Here is a 17,041-nt window from a genome sequence, read left to right as displayed (position 1 = left end):
GCAGTGGCCGGATCAGTGTGGACTCGATGAGCCGGGGGACGTTATTCCCTTCCTATGCGATGGTATAGCCCGGGCACGCCAAAACATAGGATAGGGGAATCTATCGTAGGCTGGTGCGGCCTACCGACTTCGCATAACTTGCAGTCAGCGGCACAAGGCATTGTTTTCCGTTGCCGCATACAGCGCTTGCAAACTGTGCGGGGGGAATCGCGATGGAAGATGAATCGGCCAAGCTGAGTGGTGGCGCCAGGGTAGTCCGGTTGGGGGCCATTGGGGCCGTCGTGCTTGGCGTCACGGCTGGATTTGCCTATGCCGGCGGGTGGCTAACCCCGGGCCGTCTGACCCAGACAACCGTCATCGACGGCTTCGAAGCGCAGAACGGCACGCACATCGGGTTCCGCAGGAATCACGCCAAGGGCTTGTGTGCCGCAGGCTGGTTCGATAGCACCGGAGAGGGCGCCACATTCAGCAAGGCCGACGTCCTGGCCTCTGGACGTGTCCCGGTGATCGGGCGCTTTGCGTTTGCCGGTGGCATGCCCTTCATTCCCGATTCACCAGGTTTGGTGCGTAGCCTCGCGCTACAGTTCAAGCCGCCCCATGGCCAGGAGTGGCGGACTGCCATGATTGACCTGCCGCTGTTTCCGGTCGCGAACGTGCAGGCGTTCTATGCGCAGATGATCGCGTCGATTCCCGACCGCAACACGGGAAAGCCCGATCCTGAAAAGATGCAGGCCTTCAAGGCAGCACACCCGGAAACGGTGGCCGCCATGGCTGTGATAGGGAAGCGCGCGGTTTCCTCGGGGTTTTCGAATGACACGTACAACGCCCTCGATACTTTTGAATTCGTGGACAAGGACGGGCGAAGCGTTCCCGTACGATGGTCTGCCGTTCCCGCGCAGCCATTCTCCCCGGCCGCACCGCAAGACAAGCAGGACCCCAACTATCTCTTCGATGCGCTGATCGCGGACGCGGCACATCACCCTTTGACGTGGAAGATGGTTGCGACCATCGGTCAACCCGGCGATCCGGTGAGTCCTGACTTGCCGTGGCCGGAGGACCGCCAGCACATCGACCTTGGAACGGTGACGCTGGACAAGCTGACCTCGGAAGATGTCGGTCCATGCACCGATATCAACTTCGACCCGACCGTATTGCCAGCGGGTATTTCCACATCTGCAGATGCGATTCCCAGCGCGCGGTCGGCAGCCTACTCGCGATCGTTCATGCTGCGGGAGAAGGAGCGGGCGGCCAAGCCGCCAAGCGCTGTGACGGAAACTGACGTGCTGGCTGGGGGGAAATCATGAAGACGCCATCGCAAGGATTTTCCTTGCCTTCCCGACTGCTTCACTGGCTCATGGCGGTGCTGATTCTGGCCATGCTGGCGATCGGCATCGGCATGGTCGCTACCGTATCGTCGCGTTACCTGACGCTCGTGTCGTGGCATCGTCCCATTGGCATTGCGATTCTGGTGCTGGCCGTCATTCGATTGTGGAATCGCTTCCTGAATCCGGCGCCAGCGTTACCCGCGTCGGTGCCGCCGGCGCAACGTCTTGCTGCCATGGCTTCACAGTGGCTGCTGTATGGGTTGATGTTCGCCATGCCGTTGATCGGGTGGGGGATGTTGTCCGCGGCGGGATATCCGATTGTGCTGTTCGGAAGCCTGCAACTGCCCCCGATTCTTCCGCATGACCCCTATCTGTTCGCATGGCTGCGCGAGGCGCACACCGTAGGGGCCTTCCTGTTCTTCGCCGTCGTCGTGCTGCATATTGCGGCCGCACTATTCCACGGGTTGATCCGGCGCGACGGCGTCCTGTCATCGATGACGACGGGACGCCCGGGCTGATCAAGATTCCCCCGATTCTCTGCGAAGCGGGATCGTGAACGAGAAAACGCTGCCGTGCGGGGTTCTCCGGCGCGCGCGCAGCTTGCCGCCATGCGCCTCGATGATGGAGCGTGAAATGGATAGCCCCATGCCCATGCCGCTTTCCTTGGTGGTATAGAACGGCTCGAACACCTCATCCTCCATGACGGCACTGATGCCGGCACCGTTGTCCGAGACGGCCAGCTCGATCATGTCGTCTCCGCTGGTTTCGGTGGATATCTCCAGGATGCGTGGGCGATCCGTCATATCCCCCATGGCTTCCACCGCGTTGAGAACAAGATTCAGGATGACCTGCTGCAACTGGATGGCATCGCCGAAGGTCGGAGGCAGGTTGGCCGCGGTATGGAGCCGGAGCGACACATTGCGGCGGTCAATCTCCATGCGTGCGATGGCAAGGATCTGGCTGATGGTACGGTTCAGGTCCACGGGGGCCAGTACGGGTTTGTTCTTGCGCGTCAGATCCTGAAGACTCCTGATCATGGCGCCGGCGCGCTGTCCGGCGGTGGCGATTTCCTCGATGCCTTCCCTGGCGTTTTCCAGGTTCGGCGGATTCTTTGCGAGCCAGCGCAGGCTGGCGCCGGCATTCGACACGATGGACATCAGGGGCTGGTTGATCTCGTGCGCAATCGATGCGGTGAGCTGGCCTACCGTGGTGGCGCGCGTGACGCGGGCGAGTTCCGATTGCGCGCTTTGCACGGAATCTTCCGCCTTGCGCCGCTCTGTCACGTCGGACACGGTTCCCACGTAGTCGAAGTTCTCGCCATCCACCTGAAGCGGTTTGCCGACAGCAACGACGTAGCGGACCGAGCCATCCTTGCGGACGAGCCGGTGTTCTACCTGGATGGGTGCCATGTCCTGGATGGCGGTTTCGACTTTCAGGTTCACATCGTCCCTGTCTTCGGGATGCATCCGCTCCAGGAAGCGGTCGAAGCGAATGGGCGCCGGTGCATCCTCCAGTTCGAACAGTCGCAGGAGTTCGCTCGAACAGATGAACTCGTCGCGCCGCAGGTCCCAACGCCAGCTTCCGGTCAGGCTCACCATCTCGCCCATGGCAAGGGTCGCTTCGCTGGTTCTCAATTCGAGTTCCACGCGGCGGCGGCGTTCGTTCTCCGTGTGCAGGTCGTCGTAGAGCCGTGCGGTGTGAAGCGAGATGGCGGCCTGCACGGCGATGAGTTCCAGCAGCCTGGTATGGGTCTGTGTGAATCCGTCGCGAACCAGGCGATTCTCCAGATACAGGGCGCCTACCACTTCGTTCTGACGAACGAGCGGCAGGCACATGGCGGAGCCATCCGGGCGGTCTGCGAAGTAGGGGTCGGAGACGAACGGGTTGGCGCCAAACGGCTCGCTGACGCGGATGGCTTGCTGGGTGCGCACGGCCGTGTTCAGCAGGGAAAGGGGCAGGTGGGTGGCATCGGCGGCGATATGCACCAGATCGACAGCAATGCCGCAATCCAACGTGTGCGCGCTGGCTTCGATGACCAGGCCCTCGGGCGTGGTCCTGACCAGATGCCCGTGCTCTGCGCCGGCATACTCCAGGACGATGGTCATCAGTTTGCGGATGACCTGATCGAGACGGACTTCCTGCGTCAGTGCGTGGTAGGCGCGGATGACGCTTTCGTTGTCGAAGGAGTGGACGCCAGGGGAAATCTGCCACGTCCCGCTCGCCTTGGTGGACAGGCCGGGATGAAGCGCTTCGAGCTGCCGGACCTTGGCGGTCGCGCCCCAGGTCCGGTACGCCTCCAGTGCAAACTGCCGATGCGCGGTGGCGGCCAGGCCCAGGTTCAATGAATCGCAGTGGGTGGACGCACGCTCATGGGCGATTGCCGCCACGTGCCAGAAGCCGCGTTCGCGTGCGAGTGTGGCGGCTTCCTCGTACAAGGACATCGCCTGCGTGGTCTCACCGCCCAGGCGCGCGATCTCGGCGTCGATCAGTGCGGCTTTGTCGGCAAACGTCTCCATGTTGTCATCGGCCCACGCGCGAATCCTGGCCGCATCCTCGCGCAGCGTGGACATCGCGATGACGTTGGCCGAGGCGTACTGGCTGGCGATCACCAGTGCGCGCAGGAAATGGAAGTCGAACGTATGGATGTGCGCGGGCGCCGACCATGCGAATGCAGTGGCCTGGTCCAGGCACAGGGCTGCATCACCGATTCGTCCGGAATGGAAATGGACCGTCGCGCGGTAGATCCATTGCCAATACTCGTAGGTGGCAAGTTGCTCGCCGTCGGGCGCGCGGTACTCCGCTTCCAGCAGCCCTCGGACGACGCCATCGGGAGCCATCAGGTCGTCGATGAATGCGCGCTGCAGTTCCAGGATGGCCTCGACGTCGCGGTAGCCGGCCTTTCTCACGAAATCGAGCCCCCGCCCGGCTTCGCGACGGACCTCCGCGAGGTTGTCTCCCCGGACCAGCAGGTTCGCGGTGATATGGCAGGCCGCGTAGCACGCCATGGTGATATCGCCATGCGCCACACCCGCGCCGAACGCGGCCCGGGCGCATTCCACCGCATAGGACAGGGGCTGGGTCCAGACGCTGAGTTGATCGAGCGGCAGCAGTACGCGGGCTTCCCATGCCACGTAGCCACGGCGGGCAACGATATGGCGTGCTGTCTCGCCATATCGGAATCCGTCATGGTTCGCCCCATAGCGATGACACACCAGGACGCCGAGCCAGGCAAGCGCCGCCGCCGAGGCAGCGCTCATGCCATGCGCTACGGTCAGCCTGACCATCTCGCACAGGCTCAGGAATGCCACGTCCGCGTTGGTGAAGCTGGCCGGTACGAACGCCGCCGTGAGCAGGTCCATGGCAGCGGCGGCTTCCGCATCGGTGACTTCATGCAGCGCGTGCAGTGCTTCCAGTTGCGAGGCGCAGAGGTGGGGGAGGATCTGCGCGTATTGCTGATCGCATTGGCGTGCGGTCGGATGGCTGGGCAACTGGATGCCCAACCGCTTCAGCCCGTCAATCGCGGTCTTCAATGCCAGGCTGTTTTCGGAGCGCCGGGAATGGATCTCGATCTTGAGCAGGTAGGCGTTGGCCACCTGAAGGGCCGGGACGGGAAGCTCGATCAGCGCATTGACAATGGCGAGTGCCGAATCGAGCTGACCCTGCAGTAGCAGGGTGGCCGCATATTCCTGCCGCAGTGCATAGAGCAGATCTGCGCGACCAGCATGCGAAACGGGAAGACGGTCCAGCAAGGCCAGGCCATGTTCCACATAGGCATGCGCGCTGGCCAGTGCGGCGCTGCTGCGCGCGCGGCGCGATGCCGACAGGAAGATGCGGGACACCTCCATCATGTCGATGGGCGCGGTCACGCTGTCGATGCCCTGTGCCATCCATCCTGCGGTACGAAACAGCAGATCGTCCGCTTGGGCGCCTTGGTCGGCGAGCATCGAGTCGGCCATCAGCTTGCCTGCCCGCAGGCAGGTCTTTGCGCGAAGCGCAGGGTCGATGAGCCGGCTTGCCGCTTCCTGCACGCGGTCATGGGTAAAGCTGTAGCTCTGGTCGGAAAGGCTCACGATCCCCAGGCTGCGCGCGGGAGACAGTGCCGCGTGCAGGGCACGCTCGCTAAGATGGAAGAGTTCGCCGAGCAGCCACAACTCGGTACTTCGACCCAGGCACGCCATGTTCGCCAGAATCTCGGAGGTGCTGTCGGGCAGACGCTCCAGCCGCTGCAAGACCAGTTCCGCAACGTTCTCCGTGATCTCATGGGCATCGATTGCCTCCAGATCGTACTTCCACTTGCCGTCTTCGCTGATTTGCATGAGACGGCAGTCCGCCAGCATGCGCAGGAACTGGCTGACGAAGAACGGGTTCCCCGCCGTCTTCATCTGGATGACCTGGGCGAGCGGTTGCACTTCCTGCGGGGTGTCGCGCAGTGTTTCGGCTAGCACGCGCGTCAGCACCGTGAGGTCGAGCGGTACGAGGTGAAGATTCGCGGAAGCACTCGCCGCGTGGCGCAGTGTCGCGAGTTGATGGCCAACGACGCCGCTCAGGACTTCTTCGCGGGCGGTGCAGACGAGCAGGAGGGGAAGGTTGTCGCGATCATCGAGCAGTCCGGCGAGCAGTCGATGCGATGCCTCGTCGATCCATTGGTAATCGTCGATCACCAGCACGAAGGGTTGCCCCGGCTGGCTGAACACGCCGATCATCCGAAGCATGGCTGTTTCCACGTGCGCATCGTCCGCTACGTCGCTGGCGGGCGCGGGAAACTCGTCGACCAGCAGGCTGATCGACGGGGCGATGCGGGAAGCTGCCTTGCCGTAGGTGCCCAATGCGAGCTTGACGCGCGCGCGCCAGGACGCCAGTTGTGCCTCGTCCAGTCCGAGGATGTGATGCACATGCGCGCGGACGGCTTCCGCGATGGGCGCGTAGGGAATGTCCGAGCGGACCTGATCGGCTTTGCCCAGGGCAACGGGCGCGCCGGACTCTTGCGCGTGGGCCAGAAAGGCATGCAGCAGCGTGGATTTGCCCACGCCCGACTGGCCGATGAGGGTGACCACCACGGGGCGTTGCAACCTGCGCGCATCGTCCAGTGCGGAAGACAGTGCCTCCATCTCGGTGTCGCGGCCAAACAGCCCTGTGGCCAGCACCAGTTCCGCAGGATGATCGGCATCGCCCAATTGGAAGAAGCCGATCAATCCCTTGCCTGTCCATTCCGCCTCGCATCGTTTCAGGTCGGCCTCCAGTCCCGCAGCGGACTGGTATCGCAGCGCGGGACTTTTGTCGAGCAGCTTGAGCACGATGGCCGAGAGCGCCTCGGGGATGTTGGCGTCCAGCGTATTGGGCGAGGTGGGCGTGCGTGCAACGTGGCTGTGCAGCCATTCCGACGGCTCTGCGGCGTGGCCGGTCTTGAACGGCAACTGCCCGGTCAGAAGCTGGTAGATCACCACGCCGAGCGAGTAGAGATCGCTGCGCGTGTCGATGGGATGCCGCGTGCGTCCGGTGTGCTCCGGCGAAATATAGGGCAGTACGTCCGAACGCAGGACGATCTGCTGCGGCGCCTGCTTGTCGCCTTCGGTCTGGCGTTGGGCGAAGCCGAAGTTCGAGATGCGGCAGGTGTCCTCGTCGTCCACGAACAGCGTGAACGGCGTGATGGACCGGTGGATCAATCCGCTTTCGTGCGCCGCTTTCAGTGCGACGCTGGCCTTGACGGCAATCGACAGCACGCGTTCCACGGAATGCTGCGCGTCGTCGAGCGCACCGAGAGGGTGGCCGGCGTCATCGTCGTAGACCGCGAACACGCCGCTGTGCGCCCGGGACAATGTCCTGGGGACGATGGCCCAACTGGTCCGCAGCAACGAGCGCAACGCGTACTCGTTCTCCAGCAGCCGGGCGGCCACGGCCTCCGATTGGTCCGATGCAGCATGGGCAAGAAGAACGGTTTCCTCGCTTCCGGGCGGCACGCCGCGCGAGAGCGCCATGATGCCATCCTGGTGGATGGGCACAAGACAGTAGTCACTGAGGGAAATGTTGCTGGCGGATGTGTAGTGCTTGTCGCTCATGCCTTGGCACAGACTCGGATGGATCCCGATATTGTGTCGGAAATGGCGTGAGTTGAGCTATTGCCTCCTGGAGGACTCTCTCGAACGGCTTTTCGCATCGCGGTGTAGTGGGCTCACCAGATTGGCGGGGTCCACTACGACCAAAGTGGTAGTTCAGCGCGGGGCAACGCGCGCGGACAAGGGCGATCCCGTCGTGAGAAAGCCTCGCAGGAGCAGGCCGAACAGCAGTGCGCCGCATCCGCCAATCACGAACAGCACCGGAAAGCCAAGGCGGTCGACGACCTGTCCCCACACCAGGACAGCCAGCGCCTGGGTGCAGAACAGGCAGGATGCAAAAAGCGTCACGGCGGTGGGCTTCAAGTCTGGCGCAAACTCGGTAGCTGCGGTCTGCATGATGTTCAGGGCGGCGTAGTAGCCCAGGCCTGCGGCCAGGCAGGCGAGTGCAACCTGCCACGGCTCACGCACCACCGCCAGCGACGTCAGTGCCATGCAGAGCAGGACGCCTGCGCAGAGCGCCAGCCTGGGCAATGGCGTACGTTCGAGGATCTTCGGCGCGAATGCGGCGTACAGCAATCCGCCTGCGCCAATGCACACCGTGAGCAGTCCTGCATCGGACAGCGTCATTTGCGTGGTGTGGCGCAAGCTTGCGACGACGAACGAGAGCACACCCGATCCGAACGAAGCCAGCAATGTGGTGAGACCGAGCGTGGAGAGCGCACCGGGCGACTGCAGGGCCGTCACCACGTACCGCAGCGTAATCGTCCCCGGCTGTTTCGGCATCGCCTGTGGCGTGGGCGAATGGCGGCGCAGGGCAAGCAGCGAAATCAGAAAGCCGCAGGAGAGGATGACGAACGTGACGCGCCAGCCGACGGTGTCTGCCATGCGGCCCGCCATCCATTGGCCCGCCATCAAGCCGGTAATGGTTGCCAGCGAAAAGCGGGCGATGGCACTTTGCCGGTTCACCAGCGGCACGGTTTCCGCAATGCGGGCCAGGCACAGTGGTACGATCCCGGCGGCACTGGCCCCGGCCAGGGTGCGGAAGACGAGGAGGGTGTGGTAGGAATCCGCCAGCGCGACACCGAGGTTCATGAGGGTGCTGCCCGCCAGCGCGTAGAGCATCACGCGAACGGTGCCGTGGTGCTGCGCGAGCGGGCCAAATACCCATTGCATCAGTCCATATGCCAGGAGAAATCCGGTCAGCAGGGTGCTGGCGGTGCCGATGCTGACGGCGAATTCCCGGGCGAAGACGGGGATGAGGGTGTCGGTGGCGCGCACCGATGCAGCCGAGAAGAAGCCGCATGCACACAGCGCCAGTCGCTCGCGAATCTGAGGAGGCATGGGGATCAACAATGTGGCAAGGAATGCGGAGGGCAGTTACGTGCCGAGGCCAAGCGCCTTGCGGACACACGGGAGCAAGCTGGCGCCGAGCCGCGACTTCCTGATGAAACCGCTCGCGCCAAGATCCAAGACATCGGCAAGGGTGCGTTCGCTTGCCGAGGCCGACATGAAAATGACCGGCAGGCGGATGCCGCGTGCCAGCAACGCCTGGTACATGGCAATTCCGTCCATCACCGGCATCCTGATGTCCGCCAGCAGGCAGTCCGTGCCACCCCATCCTTCTTCATTCAGGAAGTCCCGTGCCGACGCATAGGATCGAGGTGTCATGTCCAGCGAGCGAATCAGGCTGGCGAGGGAGTCCCGTACGGCATCGTCGTCTTCCACCACAGCAATCACGAGTCGGGGGTTCACGGATGGTTTCCGGGGCGATCTAACACGATGAGATAGTAGGCGAGCCGCGGAGCGCTGACCATAATACTGCGGTATGTATCCGTGGTACCCGGTGTTCCCCGACCTGACCTCGCCCGACGGGCTGCGGCGCCGAACCGGCGCCTGGCCAACCCTGCGAATCTCCACGAGGTCCGGATTTCCAAGCCAATTTCATGACCCCGCTGGACGACAACACGATCAGTTATCTGCTCGAAGGTGAGAGCTGGTTGTTGCGAGGCTTTGGCAACGATGCCGAAGCGCTGCTGATCGCCGTGGCGAATCCCGCGCTTCCTGTGCTTGCACAGGAGAGGCGGCTCGCACGCGAACTGCAGCTCCGTTCCCAACTGTCGCCTGACTGGGCGGCAGTGCCCGTCGCGTTGACCCGCTTCTCGGGTCAGCCAGCATTGCTGCTGCGCGATCCCGGCGGCTATCCGCTGAAACGGAAGCTGGGCCAGAAGCTTTCGCTCGAAGAGTTCCTGCCCCTGGCGGTATCGCTGTCGTCCGCCATTCACCGGATGCACGCCGCCGGCATCCTGCATCGGGACATCACGCCCTCCCACCTGCTGGTAAGGCAGGGCGGGCAGGCGTACATCACCGGCTTCGGCATTGCGCAGCGCATGTCCGAGCCATACAGCGCAACCGAGATGGCGCACATGGTTGGCACTCTGGCCTATCTGGCGCCGGAGCAGACCGGGCGCACCACGCACGAAGTGGATGGGCGCGCGGATCTGTATTCGCTGGGTGTCATCTTCTTCCAGTTGCTCACCGGCGTGCTGCCGTTCGACGCCTCGACGCCGGCCGAATGGTTGCATGCGCATCTGGCGATGCGTCCGCCAGATCCGGCGGGGTATGTCACCGAAATCCCGCCAAGGCTCTCCGGCATCGTGTTGAAACTGCTCAACAAGACACCGGACGACCGCTTTCAGGATGCCCGGACGTTGCATGACGAACTCCAGTGCTGCCTGGATGAATGGATCACGCATGCACGTATCTCCAGCAAACGCCTGCACGCATCCCGTGCGGTCGAGACCGGTCCGCAGACTGCAAAGGATTGCCTGGCGCTGGGTCGGAATGCACTGCACCGCTCGGCTTACTCGGCCGCGCGCACCGTCTTCTCCGCAGGGCTCTCCCTGAGCAGCGACCCGGAGACCGCCTTCGCGATTCACCTGGGGTTGGCGGAGTGCGATTTCAGGACGGGTGAGGCCGATACGGCGCGGCAACGGCTCCAGGACCTCGCCGCGCACTGCAGCGATCTGGTGCGCCTGGCCGAGGTGGTTCGGTTGCAGATCGCGGTGCATACGGCGCTGGATGCCTCGAACGAAGCGGTTGCGCTTGGACTGGCCTATCTTGCCCGCTTCGGTCTGGTGCCAGACGCGGATATCGACGCGCAGATCGACAGTCTCTACGCGCGGCTGATCTCGGGATTCGATCACGATGGCACGCGAAAGCTGCTGGCCTTGCCGGCGATGCAGGACGAGGGTTGCCGTGCGGCCATGAGCGTGCTGGCCGAACTGATGTCGCCAGCATCCTTCATGAGCCGGCATCTGCGCGATCTTGTGCCCGCCTGGATGACGATGCTCAGCATCGAGCGTGGCAACGCGCCATCGTCGTGCATCGCCTATGTGCACCTCGGCATGGTCATGGGGCCGCGCACGGGACGGTATGAGACCGGTTACCAGCTTGGCCTGGCGGGAGTGGAACTCTCGCGCGGAGAGTTGTCCAGCCCGTTCAGGCCCAAGGTGAACATGTGCTTCGGTGCCTTGCTGTTGCCGTGGACGCGTCCTTACGCGGAGGGACTGGAATACGTCAGCACGGCCTATGAGGAAGGCAGGCGGGAGGGAGATGTCAACTTCGCGGCCTATAGTCGCAACCAGATCGTGTCGAACATGCTGGCGAGCAGCATGCCGCTGCACGAGATTCGCCGCGAGATCGACTTGGGCCTTACGTTCGCACGGGAGATCGGGCTGCGTCGGGTGGTCGACATCCTGCTGACGCAAAGCGGTTTTATCGACACGCTCAACGGGCGCGGACGGGATTTCGGAGAGATTATCCCGATCGAGTCCCGCCGGCGCGAGTTCGAGCAGCGCATCGCCGGTGATCGCTCGCTGTCCGTGGCAGCGTTCTGCTACTGGGTCAGAAAGCTCCAGGCCAAGTTTCTGGCCGGCGACTACGACGCCGCCTGGGAGGCCAGGAATCATGCGGCGCCGCTGGAATGGACCGCCGCATATTTTCCCGAGGTGGTGGACTTCCATGTCTATGGCGCGCTCGTCGCCGGAGCGCTCGCCGATTCCGTCGGCGCGGCGGGCAAGGCGTCGTTGCGCACGCTGGCATGCGCGGCATTCGACGCGCATCGTGCGCGTGTAGACGAGTACGCCGCCCACGCCCCGAGGAATTTCGGCGGCAAGCAGCGACTGATCGAAGCGGAACACGAACGCAGGCAGGGTCGCCAAATGGGGGCGCTGCGGCTGTATGAAGCGGCGGCAAGTGTCTCGGCGCTGGATGGTCATCTGCAGGACGAGGCCCTGGCCTACAACCTGGCCGCCAGATGCTGCTTCGATAGCGGCCTCGACAGCGTGGGTGGCATGTATGTCGAGAAGGCGTGCGAGGTGTATCGCACGTGGGGTGCAGATGGTGTCGTGCGTTACCTTCGCAAGTCATGGCTGAAGAAGGGGGCGGGCGAGGGCGCGATGCGCCAGCGGCCGGAAGCCGTGACGACAGGCACGCACCTTCACGGGACGCTGGCCATGCTGGATATCGAGGCGGTCATCCACGCCAGCCAGGCGCTGGTCGGGGAGGTCGATCTCGAAAGGCTGTTCGCTCAGTTGCTGACGAACACGTTGCGCCATGGTGCCGCAGAGAGCGGTGTGTTGCTGCTGCAGGAAGACGGCCGTACTGTGGCTGTGGGCGCCGCGCGGCTCAGGGAGCAGGAGATCGTTGTCTCCCGGGCCAGCGACGACGTGGCGTACAACAGGGCGATACTGGCGTACGCATTGGCCGATGGAAGCGATCTCTTCATCAATGATGCGCGCCATCATCCCGTGTTCTCCTACGACGATGACATTCGCCGCCGCAATGTGCGGTCCGTCGCGTGCCTCCTGCTTCAGAAACAGTCGAATCCGATTGGCCTGCTCTATCTGGAGAACAACCAGATCTCCGGTGCGTTCACACCGGGCCGCTCGGCCTTGCTGACCATGCTGGCCGCGCAGGCCGCGATGGCGATCGAGAACGGAAGGCTCTATAGCCGGCTGCTGGCAGAGAATGCAGACCGGCAGAAAATGCAGGTGGAACTCGCACACGTATCGCGGGTGACCAGTCTGGGCGAGATGGCGGCTTCCATCGCGCATGAAGTAGGGCAGCCGCTGGCGGGCATCCTGACATACGGCGATGCGTCGCTGAGGTGGCTGGATCGCCAGCCGCCCAATGTCGAGGAAGTCACCGCCAACATCCGGAAGATCATCAACGAGGGGGTCCGGGCGGGGGAAATCATCCAGCGCGTCCGCGACCTGGCCACGAAGGATACGGGCCGGTTCACGGAGCTTGACGTGAACGCACTGGTGCGGGAGTCCGTGACGCTCGTGCAGTTTCAGGCCAACGCCCAGCACGTGGACATATCCGTGCACGGCGAGGATGCGGTGCCGCCCGTGCGTGGCGACCGTATCCAGCTCCAGCAGGTCATCATCAACCTCGCGGTCAATGCCATCCAGGCCATGGCCACGCTGCCGCATACGCGCTCCAGGAACCTGCGGCTGGCAACCAGCCGGTCCGGGGAGAATGACGTGCTGATTCGCATCGAGGACAGCGGTCCCGGCATCCCGGACAGTGCGGTCGATCGGCTCTTCGATGCGTTCTTCACCACGCGCGCGGAGGGCCTGGGCATGGGGTTGTCGATATGCCGCTCGATTGTCGACGCGCATGGTGGCCGGATCTGGCTGGAACAACACGCGGGAGACCGCACAGGTTGCGTTTTCTTCGTCTGTCTCCCGGCGGCATCCGCCGGGAACGCGCCGGAGCAATACCACTTTTAGCTAACTTTCGGCCCGCCCGGAAGTGCTGTAGTCTCGCCGCCAGACAGACCGGGAGTCTGTTGCAAAGCTACGGCGGCAAGGCCCGCCGCAGTGGCAGGCATCTGAATGGGGCATGGTTGTCGCCCGTCCGGTGCATGCCGCTGCCTGATGGCAATGATGGGCATGACAGGGGGAAGTGCGATGGACAATGCCGCAGACACGCGCGACACCAGGGCGCAGGCGCTCGTCGTCGTCGTGGACGATGACGAGGTCGTGAGGGACTCGCTGACAAGCCTGTTTCGTTCGGTGGACATGAATGTCCGAACATTCATGTCGGCGGATCAGTTGCTGGCATTTCCTCTGCCCGATGTGCCGACCTGCATCATCCTGGACGTGCGCCTGAAGGGCACCAGCGGGCTGGATTTGCAGACGCAGCTGAAGGCCCAGGGCAAGAGCGCGGGCATCATCTTCATCACTGGATTTGGCGATGTCCCGATGACCGTGGCGGCCATGAAGGCGGGCGCCGTCGATTTCATCACCAAGCCATTCCGGGACCAGCAGTTGCTCGATGCGGTCAATGCCGCGCTGGAAGTGGACGGCTCACGGCGGATGGGGCAATCGCTCAGCCACTCCCTGAAGGATCGCTTCGAAGCGATGAGCGAGAGGCAGAAGGAAGTCATGCAACTGGCCGTTGGGGGGCTTCTCAACAAGCAGATCGCGGACCAGCTCAACATCAGCGACGCCACCGTGAAGATCCATCGCCGGGAGGCGATGCGGAAGATGCAGGCGCAGACGTTTGCCGATCTGGTGATCATGGGCCGGGAACTTGGCCTTGCGGCACGGCGCGGTAACGGCAGTTAAACAATGCTCCAGCCAATCGGAGCCAACGGTGGGTGACATGAAACTTGATGAAGTGGAACAGGGTCCAGGTCTGATACTGGTCGTGGATGATGATGAGCCGCTTCGCAAGAGCCTGGACAACCTGCTCAGGTCGGTGGGCTTCGAAGTGGCGCTGTTCGAGTCGGCAACCGAGTTGCTGTCGTTCCGCTTTCCGGACGTACCCACGTGCATCCTGCTCGATGTGCGGTTGCGCGGGCAGAGCGGACTGGACCTGCAATCCAAGCTGGCGGCGCTCGATGTCGATGCGCCGATCGTCTTCATGACCGGCTTTGGCGACATCGCCATGAGCGTTACGGCGATGAAGGCGGGGGCGCACGATTTCCTGCCGAAACCGATTCGCGACCAGGACTTGCTGGATGCGATCAATGGCTCGCTGGACAAGCATCGCACGATCCGCGCCGGACGGGAAAAGCAGTTGCAGATCGCGGCATGCTACAAGACGCTGACTGCGCGCGAGAGCCAGGTGCTGGGTTATGCGGCAACCGGTCTGCTCAACAAGCAGATTGCCGCTGAACTGGGCATCAGCGAAGTCACCGTGAAGATTCATCGCGGCAACGTGATGAGGAAGATGAACGCCAGGAATTTTGCGGAACTCGTGCTCCAGGCGCAGCAGCTTGGACTGTGCGCGGTGGAACCGAAGTAACGCGCCAAACAGTAAGAACGCAAGCGCGGGAGATGCGGGCATTTCAACGATGCCCGCATCTCCCGCCGTGGCGATACTCAAGCGTTCAGGAACGCCAGCAGCTCCGCATTGATTTCATCGGCACGCGTGAAGCACATGCCATGCGGCGCACCGGGAATGACCTTTAGCGTCGCATTGGGCGCGATCTTGACCGACAGTCGGCCCGCATCGTCGATCGGCACGATCTGGTCATCGTCGCCATGCAGGATCAGCGTGGGGATGGTCATTTTCTTCAGGTCCTCGGTGTAGTCCACTTCCGAGAATTCCTTCACGCACAGGTAGTGGGCCAGAACGCCGCCCAGCATGCCCTGCGCCCAGAACGTATCGATCGTGCCCTGGCTGACCTTTGCGCCCGGACGGTTGAAGCCGAAGAACGGCAGCGCCAGTTCCTTGTAGAACTGCGAACGGTTGCCGGCCACGCCCGCGCGGATGCTATCGAACACTTCCAGCGGCAGGCCGCCCGGGTTCTTTTCCGTCTTGATCATGATCGGCGGCACCGCGCCGATCAGCACTGCCTTGGCCACGCGTGCGGTGCCGTGGCGACCGATGTAATGCGCCACTTCGCCGCCGCCGGTGGAGTGGCCCACCAGCGTGGCCTCCTTGATGTCGAGCGCGTTCAACACGGCAGCCAGGTCATCGGCGTAGGTATCCATGTCGTTGCCTTGCGCAGGCTGGTCCGAACGGCCGTGGCCGCGACGGTCGTGGGCGATGACGCGGAAGCCCTTCTGCACCAGGAACAGCATCTGGGCGTCCCATGCGTCGGCGTCGAGCGGCCAGCCGTGGGAGAAGACAACCGGGCGGCCAGTGCCCCAGTCCTTGTAGAAGAGACGGGTGCCATCCTGCGTGGTGATGTAGCTCATGATGTGTCCTTGTGTGATGGTGGTGTGGTGGTGTGGTGGTGCGGTGGTGACAGACCCCAGAATACGGATTCCATCGGTGGCGTGCTTCCGGCATCGGGAACGGGTTTTCGTTGCGCACGCTCCAGAAGCAAAACGTCCGCCACAGGGGCGGACGTTTCATCGACAGCTCATGCTCGATGCGCGATGTGGAGGCGCGATCAGTTCTTGTCTGGCGGCGTGCCCGGCACCACGGGCCGGCGATCGCGTCGCAGTGAGGCCATCGCCACGTCATCCAGGTCAAGGTGACCCTGCACCAGCGCAGGCGGTGTCAACGCCATCCACTGGTTCAGCGAGATGTCGGTGCAATGCTTGCTGTTGAACACGTTGATCACCCGCATCGTCGTGGTGCCGATGTTCTCGATGTAGTGCCCCATCGTGCGTGGCACGAAGCCCACATCGCCGGCCTGGAAGTTGAACGTGCGTGCCTTCGACGTGGCGTCGAACACCGTCATGCGGGCCTCGCCTTCGAGGTAGTACTGCCACTCGTCGGCATCGGGGTGCCAGTGCAGTTCGCGCAGGCCGCCCGGCTCCAGTTCGATGATGAGCGCCGACAGCGTGGTGGCAGGGAAATCGCGCGAATCGATGGTCTTGACGGAGCCGCCCTCGTAGCGCGCCGGGGCGTGCTCCGATGCATGCCACGTGTAGGCCAGCGCGGGTGGACGGTCGGGCAGTTGCTGCAGCACCACGTCGAGCGGCTCGGGTACTGGCTGGCGGAAGATGTATTTCTCGGATTTGGGAATGTTGGCAAAGTGCTCGGCATCGATGCCGAAGTTCTTCGCCAGCACGCTCGGCGGCGTGTGCGCCATGAACTCGGTGATCAGCAGCGTCTCGTTTTCCGAGAAGTTGCCGTCGTCGAACACCAGCAGGAATTCGCAACCGCCTTCCAGTCCCTGGATCGAGTGCGGGATGCCGGTGGGAATGAGCCATACGTCGCCCGGCTTCAGATCGTCAACCACCACGCTGTAGTCCGAGTCCACCACGGTGAGCCGCACGTTGCCTTGCAGGATGTAGGCCCACTCGGCTTCCTTGTGCCAATGCAGTTCGCGCACCACGCCGGCATCGAGGCGCATGTTCACACCCGCCATCGACTTGGCGATGGGCAGTTCGCGCACGGTGACCTCGCGCGCCCAGCCGCCATCTTCCAGGCGGTTGTGTGCCATCGCAAACGGGAACTTCAGGTTGGGAATGGACCCGTTGTCGGTGTCCGGCGGCATGAGGATGTCGGGGTTCTGCAGGTCCAGTGCGACATTGCGCGGGCCGGGATCGGTGGCGCCCCGGGTGCCCCGCACGGGCTGGACGATCGCGTTGTCGGTGTTACCTGCGTATTCGGCATTATCGGCGTTATCGGCGTTGCTGGCGTTATTGGCCATGATGCGGCTCCTGTATCGATGAAGGGGATCGATCGAAC

At 63.3% G+C, this 17,041-nt stretch carries 10 protein-coding genes; 5 read left to right on the top strand and 5 right to left on the bottom strand.

Annotated features, from left to right (window positions below):
- Nucleotides 1–212 precede the first annotated feature (212 nt).
- Both GA566_RS09945 and GA566_RS09940 read left to right on the top strand, forming a co-directional pair.
- A complete protein-coding gene (locus tag GA566_RS09945) occupies nucleotides 213–1,304 on the top strand; it encodes a catalase family peroxidase (RefSeq protein ID WP_137924861.1) in 1,092 nt (363 codons plus the stop codon).
- Entirely contained in the window at nucleotides 1,301–1,843 is a 543-nt protein-coding gene (locus GA566_RS09940; RefSeq protein WP_137924860.1) for a cytochrome b, read from the top strand. The genes GA566_RS09945 and GA566_RS09940 overlap by 4 nt, the downstream gene beginning before the upstream one ends.
- Here GA566_RS09940 and GA566_RS09935 read toward each other — a convergent pair whose 3' ends face one another.
- From GA566_RS09935 to GA566_RS09925, 3 genes are all read right to left on the bottom strand, one after another.
- Complete coding sequence (locus GA566_RS09935; RefSeq protein WP_160472655.1) at nucleotides 1,844–7,381, bottom strand: AAA family ATPase; 5,538 nt, start codon at nucleotides 7,379–7,381, stop codon at nucleotides 1,844–1,846.
- Between the two features lie 153 nt (nucleotides 7,382–7,534).
- A complete protein-coding gene (locus GA566_RS09930; RefSeq protein ID WP_160472654.1) occupies nucleotides 7,535–8,719 on the bottom strand; it encodes an MFS transporter in 1,185 nt (394 codons plus the stop codon).
- Between the two features lie 36 nt (nucleotides 8,720–8,755).
- A complete protein-coding gene (locus tag GA566_RS09925) occupies nucleotides 8,756–9,130 on the bottom strand; it encodes a response regulator (RefSeq protein WP_160472653.1) in 375 nt (124 codons plus the stop codon).
- 191 nt (nucleotides 9,131–9,321) lie between these two features.
- On the opposite strand from GA566_RS09925, the gene GA566_RS09920 reads away from it, so the two are divergent.
- From GA566_RS09920 to GA566_RS09910, 3 genes are all read left to right on the top strand, one after another.
- Nucleotides 9,322–13,173, top strand: a complete 3,852-nt coding sequence (locus GA566_RS09920) for an ATP-binding protein (protein ID WP_160472652.1) — start codon at nucleotides 9,322–9,324, stop codon at nucleotides 13,171–13,173.
- 180 nt (nucleotides 13,174–13,353) lie between these two features.
- Complete coding sequence (locus GA566_RS09915) at nucleotides 13,354–14,013, top strand: response regulator transcription factor (RefSeq protein WP_237380125.1); 660 nt, start codon at nucleotides 13,354–13,356, stop codon at nucleotides 14,011–14,013.
- A 37-nt stretch (nucleotides 14,014–14,050) separates the two neighbouring features.
- Entirely contained in the window at nucleotides 14,051–14,695 is a 645-nt protein-coding gene (locus GA566_RS09910) for a response regulator transcription factor (protein WP_137924855.1), read from the top strand.
- Nucleotides 14,696–14,772: 77 nt separating this feature from the next.
- Here the strand turns inward: GA566_RS09910 and GA566_RS09905 are convergent, their stop codons facing one another.
- Both GA566_RS09905 and GA566_RS09900 read right to left on the bottom strand, forming a co-directional pair.
- The gene (locus GA566_RS09905; RefSeq protein ID WP_160472650.1) at nucleotides 14,773–15,594 is read right to left on the bottom strand and encodes an alpha/beta fold hydrolase; all 822 of its coding nucleotides are present in this window, start codon (nucleotides 15,592–15,594) and stop codon (nucleotides 14,773–14,775) included.
- Between the two features lie 197 nt (nucleotides 15,595–15,791).
- Complete coding sequence (locus GA566_RS09900; RefSeq protein WP_160472649.1) at nucleotides 15,792–17,003, bottom strand: cupin domain-containing protein; 1,212 nt, start codon at nucleotides 17,001–17,003, stop codon at nucleotides 15,792–15,794.
- Nucleotides 17,004–17,041: the final 38 nt, after the last annotated feature.

The organism is Cupriavidus sp. SW-Y-13, assembly GCF_009793345.1.
GTDB lineage: Bacteria > Pseudomonadota > Gammaproteobacteria > Burkholderiales > Burkholderiaceae > Cupriavidus.
The sequence above is the reverse complement of the archived record's forward strand: the minus strand, read 5'-3'. Positions and strand labels throughout refer to the sequence as shown.